At 72.0% G+C, this 8337-nt stretch carries 9 protein-coding genes; 8 read left to right on the forward strand and 1 reads right to left on the reverse strand.

Annotation, left to right across the window (positions count from 1 at the left end; all coding sequences use genetic code 11):
* Positions 1 to 5: 5 nt before the first annotated feature.
* On the reverse strand, positions 6 to 1010 hold the full coding sequence (locus tag ACFT9I_RS27345; protein ID WP_382568471.1) for an ABC transporter permease: 1005 nt from the start codon (positions 1008 to 1010) through the stop codon (positions 6 to 8).
* A 164-nt stretch (positions 1011 to 1174) separates the two neighbouring features.
* On the opposite strand from ACFT9I_RS27345, the gene ACFT9I_RS27350 reads away from it, so the two are divergent.
* The 8 genes from ACFT9I_RS27350 to ACFT9I_RS27385 all read left to right on the forward strand — a co-directional run bounded on the left by ACFT9I_RS27350 (position 1175) and on the right by ACFT9I_RS27385 (position 8262).
* On the forward strand, positions 1175 to 1801 hold the full coding sequence (locus tag ACFT9I_RS27350) for a TetR/AcrR family transcriptional regulator (protein ID WP_382568473.1): 627 nt from the start codon (positions 1175 to 1177) through the stop codon (positions 1799 to 1801).
* 135 nt (positions 1802 to 1936) lie between these two features.
* A complete protein-coding gene (locus ACFT9I_RS27355; RefSeq protein WP_069626722.1) occupies positions 1937 to 2239 on the forward strand; it encodes an urease subunit gamma in 303 nt (100 codons plus the stop codon).
* 15 nt (positions 2240 to 2254) lie between these two features.
* The gene (locus ACFT9I_RS27360; RefSeq protein WP_354607654.1) at positions 2255 to 2566 is read left to right on the forward strand and encodes an urease subunit beta; all 312 of its coding nucleotides are present in this window, start codon (positions 2255 to 2257) and stop codon (positions 2564 to 2566) included.
* Positions 2559 to 4280 (forward strand): urease subunit alpha, encoded by a 1722-nt coding sequence (locus tag ACFT9I_RS27365; RefSeq protein WP_382568476.1) that lies wholly within the window; start codon positions 2559 to 2561, stop codon positions 4278 to 4280. Before ACFT9I_RS27360 ends, ACFT9I_RS27365 begins: the two co-directional genes overlap by 8 nt.
* Positions 4281 to 4290: 10 nt before the next feature.
* The gene (locus ACFT9I_RS27370; RefSeq protein ID WP_382568478.1) at positions 4291 to 4965 is read left to right on the forward strand and encodes an urease accessory protein UreF; all 675 of its coding nucleotides are present in this window, start codon (positions 4291 to 4293) and stop codon (positions 4963 to 4965) included.
* A 42-nt stretch (positions 4966 to 5007) separates the two neighbouring features.
* Positions 5008 to 5703: an urease accessory protein UreG gene (gene ureG / locus ACFT9I_RS27375; RefSeq protein WP_382568480.1), complete on the forward strand. Its 696-nt coding sequence runs from the start codon at positions 5008 to 5010 to the stop codon at positions 5701 to 5703.
* Positions 5700 to 6503 carry an urease accessory protein UreD gene (locus tag ACFT9I_RS27380; RefSeq protein ID WP_382568482.1) on the forward strand — a complete coding sequence of 268 codons (804 nt, stop codon included), beginning with the start codon at positions 5700 to 5702 and terminating at the stop codon, positions 6501 to 6503. The genes ureG and ACFT9I_RS27380 overlap by 4 nt, the downstream gene beginning before the upstream one ends.
* A gap of 145 nt (positions 6504 to 6648) precedes the next feature.
* On the forward strand, positions 6649 to 8262 hold the full coding sequence (locus ACFT9I_RS27385; RefSeq protein WP_382568484.1) for an alpha/beta hydrolase: 1614 nt from the start codon (positions 6649 to 6651) through the stop codon (positions 8260 to 8262).
* Positions 8263 to 8337: the final 75 nt, after the last annotated feature.

Genomic DNA, 8337 nt, shown 5'->3' on the forward strand with positions numbered 1-8337 from the left:
GGAGGTCAGGCCGCCGGGGCCGGTTCCCTCGTGCGGGCCGGGGTCTCGGGGGACGGTGGTGTCTCGGGTGTCGTGACCGTACGGCGCGTCCCCACCAGTACCGCGGCCACTCCCAGGGCGGCCCAGATCGCGAGCGTCAACGCGGGCGTTCCCGCCGCGTTCCCGTCGAAGAAGGCGACCGAGCGGAGCATCGAACCGCTGGCGCCCGGCGGCAGCAGCTGGCCGATCGCGCCGAACGGCTCCGGCAGGAGTTCGGGCGCGCCCGACACCCCGGAGAAGGGGTTGCCGATCAGCACCATCAGGAACGCGCCGAGGCCGATCCCGGCCTTGCCGATCAGTGAGGCGAGCCCCGCCACGGTCGCGCCGATGGCCAGTACGGCGAGTCCGAACGCCCCCGCCTCCAGCCACCAGTCGCCGGCGAGCGCGCCCAGCCAGCTGTGGGCGAGGGCGGTGGCGGTGAGGCCCGCCAGTGCCGCCGCCCCGAACACCGCGCCCAGCGCGCGGACTCCACGCAGCGCCAGCAGGCTCACCAGCGCACCGGTGGCGACGCCCCCCAGGGTCAGCGGGAGCATGCTCGCGCCGAACGCGCTGCCGCGCGGGTCCCCCGCGGGCGTGGCGACCACGTCGGTCACGGGCACCTGGGTGCCGGCCGGCGCCTGCGCGGTCACGGCTTCCCTGAGCAGTTGGGCGACGACCGGACCGGCCGCCGACGCCGTCAGCAGGTGCGTTCCCTCCGGGGTGGCGACCACGGCGCCGTAGACGTCCCGTTCCTCGATCGCCTCGCGGGCGGCGGCCTCGTCGTCGTACCGGTGCACCTCGAAGACCTCCGGCTGCCGCTCCAGTCCCTGCTGGAGCGGTGCGGTCGCCGAGGCGGGCCCGGCGACGCCGACCGCCAGATCGTGCGGGGCCGAGCGGGCGGCGGGCCAGGCGAAGGCCGTCAGCGCCAGAGCGGCGATCAGGGGGATCAGAAGCATGACGCCGATCATGCGACGGGTGGGAGTGGCGGACATTCGTGTCCTCGTCTTCGGTCCACGGTCGGTGGAGGGGATCTGTCGGTGGAGGGAGGTCTGTGGAGTCGATTTAAAGAGAAGGATCGTTCGTTTTGTAGCTGCGGCCACTGTCGCCGGGAAGCCCGGAGCTTGTCAAGAAGGAATGTTCGTTTTAGGTTTAGCGCATGGCCCGTGTATCGCAGCAGCACCTGGACGCCCGCAGGCGCCAGATCCTCGACGGCGCCACGCGCTGTTTCACGCGCAACGGCTTCCACGCCACCTCGATGCACGACGTGCTGCGCGAGGTCGATCTCTCGGCCGGCGCCGTCTACCGCTACTTCAGCGGCAAGGAGGAGCTGATCGGGGCCATCGTCAACGAGGTTCTCGACGGCATCAGGGACGCCTTCGAGGAAGCGGCGCTCCAGGGTCCTCCCGAGCCGCCCGACGTGCTGATCGGCCAGGTGATGGGGCGGGTGCTGGCCGGGGAGTTCGTCCCGGGCGCCGCCGGCCCCAGTGGGATCTCCCGGCTGATCGTCCAGGTGTGGGGGGAGACCCTGCGCAACGAGTCGCTCGCGACGGCGATGCGGACCGGGTACGACAAGATGCACGGCGCCTGGATCAAGGTCGTCGAGGCGTACCAGGCGGCGGGGCTGATGCGCGCCGACATCCCGCCGGAGCACGTCGCCCGCACGATGATCGCCGTCGCCCAGGGCTTCGCCGCCCAGCAGGCGCTGTTCGGCGAGGTCCCTGTCGTGGTCGTGCAGAACGGCCTGCGCGGGCTGATGTCCATGGGTGAGCAAAAGGCCGGTTAACCTGCCGGAAAAACTTCCGCCGTAACGTGCAATGCCTGGCTGTGAGCTCCCTGCGCGCGTTCAACAGAGTGTTGAATTCGAGGCGGGCGACGACGGGCTCCAGGCCGGACCGGGCCGCAACAGTGAGGTGGAAACGTGCAGTTGACCCCGCACGAGCAGGAACGTCTGCTCATCCATGTGGCCGCCGACGTGGCGACCAGACGGCTGGCGCGCGGGCTGCGTCTCAACCACCCCGAGGCGGTCGCCCTGATCACCTCGCACCTCCTCGAAGGCGCCAGGGACGGCCGTACCGTCGCCGAACTCATGGCGTCCGGCCGCAAGGTGCTCACCCGCGACGACGTCATGGAGGGCATCCCCGAGATGATCCACGACGTCCAGGTGGAGGCCACCTTCCCGGACGGCACCAAGCTCGTCACCGTCCACGACCCGATCGTCTGACGGGGGAGCGCGCCGATGATTCCCGGAGAGATCCTGTACGCCGACGACGCCGTGCCCCTCAACGAGGGCCGCCCCGTCACCCGCCTCACCGTGCTCAACGCCGCCGACCGGCCCGTCCAGATCGGCTCCCACTACCACTTCGCCGAGACCAACCCCGGTCTGCGGTTCGACCGCGCGGCCGCGCGCGGCCTGCGGCTGAACGTGGCCGCCGGCACGTCCGTACGGTTCGAGCCCGGCATCCCCGTCGACGTCGAACTCGTCCCGCTCACCGGACGCCGCGTCGTGCCGGGCCTGCGCGGCGAGGTCGGAGGTCCCCTCGATGCCTGAGCTGAACAGAGCCGTCTACGCCGACCTCTTCGGCCCCACCACCGGCGACCGCATCCGGCTCGCCGACACCGACCTCCTGGTCGAGATCGAGGAGGACCGCTCCGGCGGCCCCGGGCTCGCCGGTGACGAGGCGGTGTTCGGCGGCGGCAAGGTGATCCGCGAGTCGATGGGCCAGTCGCGTACGACCCGGGCCGAGGGCGCCCCGGACACCGTGATCACCGGCGCCGTGATCATCGACCACTGGGGCATCGTCAAGGCCGACATCGGCATCCGGGACGGCAGGATCACCGGCATCGGCAAGGCCGGCAACCCGGACACCATGGACGGGGTCCACCCCGACCTCGTCATCGGACCCGAGACCGAGATCATCGCGGGCAACGGCAAGATCCTCACCGCCGGAGCCGTCGACGCCCACGTCCACTTCATCTCGCCGACCCTCATCGACCAGGCACTCTCCTCCGGCATCACCACCCTCGTCGGCGGCGGCACGGGACCCGCCGAGGGCACGAAGGCCACCACCGCCACCCCCGGCCCCTGGCATCTGGCGCGGATGTTCGCGGCCCTGGAGTCGTCGCCCGTCAACATCGGGCTGCTCGGCAAGGGCAACACCATGTCGCGCGAGGCCATGTACTCCCAACTGCGGGGCGGCGCCGTCGGGTTCAAGATCCATGAGGACTGGGGCGCGACCCCGGCCGTCATCGACGCCTGCCTCGGCGTCTGCGAGGAGACGGGCGTCCAGCTCGCCATCCACACCGACACACTCAACGAGGCCGGATTCGTCGCCGACACGCTCGCCGCCGTCGCCGGGCGGACCCTGCACGCGTACCACTCGGAAGGCGCGGGAGGCGGCCACGCGCCCGACATCATCACGGTGGTGTCGGAGCCGTACGTCCTGCCCAGCTCGACCAACCCGACCCGGCCGCACACCGTCAACACCATCGACGAACACCTCGACATGCTGATGGTCTGCCACCATCTCAACCCGGCGGTCCCCGAGGACCTGGCCTTCGCCGAGTCCCGGATCCGGCCGACCACCATCGCGGCCGAGGACATCCTGCACGATCTCGGAGCGATCTCGATCATCTCCTCCGACGCCCAGGCCATGGGCCGCATCGGCGAGGTCATCCTGCGGACCTGGCAGACCGCGCACGTCATGAAGAAGCGCCGGGGCGCGCTGCCCGGCGACGGCCGGGCCGACAACCACCGGGTCCGCCGCTATGTCGCCAAGTACACCGTCAACCCGGCCGTGGCACAGGGACTCAGCCACGAGATCGGCTCCGTGGAGACCGGGAAGCTCGCCGATCTCGTCCTGTGGGACCCGGCGTTCTTCGGCGTGAAGCCCCAACTGGTCGTCAAGGGCGGCCAGATCGCGTACGCGCAGATGGGCGACGCCAACGCGTCCATCCCCACCCCGCAGCCCGTCATGCCCCGGCCCATGTTCGGCGCGACCGGCACGGCCCCGGCCGGCAACTCGTTCAACTTCGTCGCGCAGACGGCGATCGAGGACGCGCTGCCCGAACGCCTCGGCCTCGGCAAACGGTTCGTGGCGATCGAGAACACCCGCTCCGTCGGCAAGGCCGACATGCGGCAGAACGACGCCCTGCCGCGCGTCCAGGTCGACCCCGACACCTTCACGGTGACGATCGACGGCGATGTGGTGGAACCCGCGCCCGCCGCCGAACTGCCCCTCGCCCAGCGCTACTTCCTCTTTTGATGGGCTGCCGATGAGCCGCGCCGCGCTCCTCGTCCTCGCCGACGGGCGGTTTCCGGCCGGTGGCCACGCCCACTCGGGCGGCGCCGAGCCGGCCGTCCGCGCGGGGCGGCTCACCGACGCCCGCGACCTGGCGTCCTTCTGCCGGGGCCGGCTCCACACCACCGGCCTCACCGCCGCCGCGCTCGCCGCCGCGGCCGTACTCGGCGTCGACCCCCTCGCGCTGGACGAGGCCGCCGACGCCCGCACCCCCTCACCCGCCCTGCGCGCCACCGCCCGCAAACTCGGCCGCCAGATGATGCGCGCCGCACGCGCCACCTGGCCGAGCCCGGAACTCACCGCCCTGGCGGCGGCCCGCCCGCGCGGCGCCCACCAGCCGATCGTCCTCGGCCTCGCCGCACGGTCGGCCGGACTCGGACCCGAGGACGCCGCGCACTGCGTCCTGTACGAGACGGTCAGCGGCCCGGCCACCGCCGCCGTACGCCTGCTGAGCCTGGACCCCTTCGACGCGACCGGCGTCCTGGCGCGGCTGGCACCCGACATCGACGAGACCGCGCGGCACGCGGTGGCCACCGCGCACCGCGCCGTACGGAAAGGGCCCGGCGCCCTGCCCGCCGCGTCGGCGCCGCTGCTCGACATCACCGCCGAGGCGCACGCGGCCTGGGCGGTCCGCCTCTTCGCCTCGTAACCGTCACCGAGCCCCGCCGCACGACCCCGAAGGAGCCGCACCGTGCACCTCGACCACGCCGACCCGTACACCGACCCCTATCGCGACCCGCACAGCCACGGCGCCGGGGCCACCCGCCCCGACGGCTCCCGGCGTGCCCTGCGCATCGGCCTCGGCGGGCCCGTCGGCTCCGGCAAGACCGCGACCGTCGCCGCCCTCTGCCGGGCGCTGCGCGACCAGATGTCCATCGCCGTCGTCACCAACGACATCTACACCCGGGAGGACGCGGCGTTCCTGCTGCGCAACGCCGTGCTGCCCGCCGAGCGGATCCAGGCCGTCGAGACCGGGGCCTGCCCGCACACCGCGATCCGCGACGACATCTCCGCCAACCTCGAGGCCGTCGAGGACCTGGAGGACTCCGTCGGACCGCTCGACCTGATCCTCGTCGAGTCCGGCGGCGACAACCTCACCGCCACCTTCTCCAAGGGCCTCGTCGACGCGCAGATCTTCGTCATCGACGTCGCCGGCGGCGACGACATCCCCCGCAAGGGCGGCCCCGGCGTCACCACCTCCGACCTGCTGGTGATCAACAAGACCGACCTCGCGCCGTACGTCGGCTCCGACCTCGGGCGCATGGCCTCCGACGCCAAGGAGCAACGCGGCGAACTCCCCGTCCTGTTCACCTCGCTCACCGGCCCGGACGGCGTGGCCCCGGTGGCCGAGTGGGTACGCGCGCGGTTCACCGCCTGGACCGCATGAGCGTCCACGCCACCGCCCGGATCACCGCCGCGCCCGACGGACGCGGCGGCACGGCCTTGCCCGTGCTGGAGAGCGACGGCCCCCTGGCACTGCGCCGTACGCGCGCCACCGCCACCGGGCGGGCCGGCACACCGGGCACCGCGACCGCCACCCACGCGCGCGTCACCGTCGTCGGCGCGATGAGCGCGCCGCTCGGCGGCGACCGGCTCGCCCTCGAAGCGGAGGTACGGGACGGGGCCGCGCTCACCGTGGACGCGGCGGCCGCCATGATCGCGCTCCCCGGCCGCCGCACCGGCGACCAGCCCGCCGACCACGCGGGCTACGACCTGCGCCTGACCGTCGGCGAGAGCGCCGTACTGCACTGGCTGCCCGAGCAGCTCATCTCCGTCACCGGCAGCGACCTGCGGGCCCGCACCCGCGTCGAACTCAAGCGCACCGCCCGGCTGGTGCTGCGCGAGGAACAGATCCTCGGCCGCCACGACGAACCCCCGGGCACCCTCACCACCCGGCTCACCGTGCACCGCGCCGGCCGCCCGCTGCTCGACCAGCAACTCGCCCTCGGCCCCGGCGCACCCGGCGGCTGGGACGGCGGAGCCGTCATCGGCGGACACCGGGCCGTCGGCCAACTCCTCGTGGTCGCACCGGAGTTCGAGGAGAAACCGGTCACCCCCCGGCTGCTCGGCGACACCGCCGTACTCACCCCGCTGGCCGGTTCAGGAGCGCTGGTGACCGCGCTCGCCCCGGACGCCCGAGCGCTGCGCCGGGTCCTGGACGACGCCCTGGCGGACCTGTACCGCTGAGCGGAACAGGAGTCACCGGCTATCGGTTCGGCAAAGATTCCGCGGTTTGGCCTGTTCTCGGCAGGCCTTGAGACGAAATGATCCCCTCGGTAACCCTACGAACAGCGCCGCAGCGCGCGGCGCGCCATACAGGGGGAGGTACCACTTGAGACGCACAGCAGTGCTCGGCTCGGCCGGCACTCTGCTCGCGGGCACGCTCATAGCGACCACGCTCGCCGCCACGTCGGCGAGCGCCGACGGCCGCGCCGACAGCGGCTCGTCCGAGCGGAGCAAGGAACAGAGGACCCGGAACGCCCAGGCGGCCGGTGCCGAGGTCGCGGCCGAGCGGGCCGCGAAGAAGGGCATCGACTGGGCGGACTGCCCGGCCGACTGGGCCCTGGAGAAGCCGATCCAGTGCGGCTACGTGACCGTCCCGCTCGACTACGCCCGTCCGAACGGCAAGCAGATCAAGATAGCCGTCGACCGGATCGGCAACACGGGCGGTGCGAGTGAGCGTCAGGGCTCCCTCGTCTACAACCCCGGTGGCCCCGGCGGTTCCGGCATGGCGTTCCCGCGCCGCGTCGTGACCAAGAACGCCATCTGGGCGGACGCCGCGAAGGCGTACGACTTCGTCGGCTTCGACCCGCGCGGAGTCGGGCGCTCGACGCCCATCTCCTGCATCGACCCGCAGGAGTTCGTCAAGGCTCCCAAGGCCGACCCCGTCCCCGACAACGAGGCCGACAAGCGCGCCCAGCGCAAGCTCGCGGCCGAGTACGCGGACGGCTGCAAGGAGCGCAGCGGCTGGATGCTGCCGCACATGACGACGCCCAACACCGCGCGTGACCTGGACGTCCTGCGGGCCGCGCTCGGCGACAAGAAGCTCAACTACGTGGGTGTCTCCTACGGCACCTACCTGGGCGCCGTCTACGGCACGCTCTTCCCGTCCCATGTGCGACGCATGGTGCTGGACAGCGTGGTCAACCCGTCGAAGGAGAAGATCTGGTACCAGGCCAACCTGGACCAGGACGTCGCCTTCGAGAAGCGCTTCGACGACTGGAAGAAGTGGGTCGCCGAGAACGACGCGGCGTTCCACATCGGCGACACCGCCGCGAAGGTCCAGCAGCAGTGGGAGAAGCTCCGCGCCACCGCCAAGAAGGACCCGATCGGCGGCGTCGTGGGACCGGCCGAACTTATCGCCCTGTTCCAGGGCGCTCCGTACTACGACTCCAGCTGGGTGCCGGTCGCCGACACCTGGAGCAAGTACCTGGCCGGAGACACCCAGGCGCTCGTCGACGCCGCCGCGCCCGACCTTCTCGACACGGTGGGCAACGCGCGTGCCGAGAACAGCAACGCGGTCTACACCGCCGTCGAGTGCGCCGACGCCAAGTGGCCCACGAGCTGGCGCACCTGGGACCGGGACAACACCCGGCTCCACCGCGACCACCCGTTCCTCACCTGGGCCAACGCCTGGATGAACCTGCCCTGTGCCACCTGGGGCGTGGAACAGCAGACACCGGTCGAGGTCGGGACGGGTCGGGGCCTGCCGCCTGTACTGATCGCGCAGTCCACGCGAGACGCCGCCACCCCGTACGAGGGCGCCGTCGAGCTGCACAAGCGCTTCAAGGGCTCACGCCTGATCACCGAGCGGGACGCCGGTTCGCACGGCATCACCAATGTGGCGAACGCATGCATCAACGACCGGGTCGAGTCGTATCTGCTCAGCGGCGCGCTGGACAGCCGCGACGTGACGTGCGCACCGCACGCCACGCCCAAGCCGTAAGAGCCGACAGGCTCTGAGGCACGGGAAGCACCGGTGACGGGGGAGGGGGCGGCGGCCGGAGACGGCCGACGCCCC

The sequence above is a fragment of the Streptomyces sp. NPDC057137 genome (assembly GCF_042670825.1).
Classification (GTDB): domain Bacteria; phylum Actinomycetota; class Actinomycetes; order Streptomycetales; family Streptomycetaceae; genus Streptomyces.

What these genes read in the sequence shown, in the direction of transcription:
- ACFT9I_RS27345 (WP_382568471.1), bottom strand. Translation starts at nt 1,010, where the DNA reads ATGTCCGCCACTCCCACCCGTCGCATGATCGGCGTCATGCTTCTGATC.
- ACFT9I_RS27350 (WP_382568473.1), top strand. Translation starts at nt 1,175, where the DNA reads ATGGCCCGTGTATCGCAGCAGCACCTGGACGCCCGCAGGCGCCAGATC.
- ACFT9I_RS27360 (WP_354607654.1), top strand. Translation starts at nt 2,255, where the DNA reads ATGATTCCCGGAGAGATCCTGTACGCCGACGACGCCGTGCCCCTCAAC.
- ACFT9I_RS27365 (WP_382568476.1), top strand. Translation starts at nt 2,559, where the DNA reads ATGCCTGAGCTGAACAGAGCCGTCTACGCCGACCTCTTCGGCCCCACC.
- ACFT9I_RS27370 (WP_382568478.1), top strand. Translation starts at nt 4,291, where the DNA reads ATGAGCCGCGCCGCGCTCCTCGTCCTCGCCGACGGGCGGTTTCCGGCC.
- ACFT9I_RS27380 (WP_382568482.1), top strand. Translation starts at nt 5,700, where the DNA reads ATGAGCGTCCACGCCACCGCCCGGATCACCGCCGCGCCCGACGGACGC.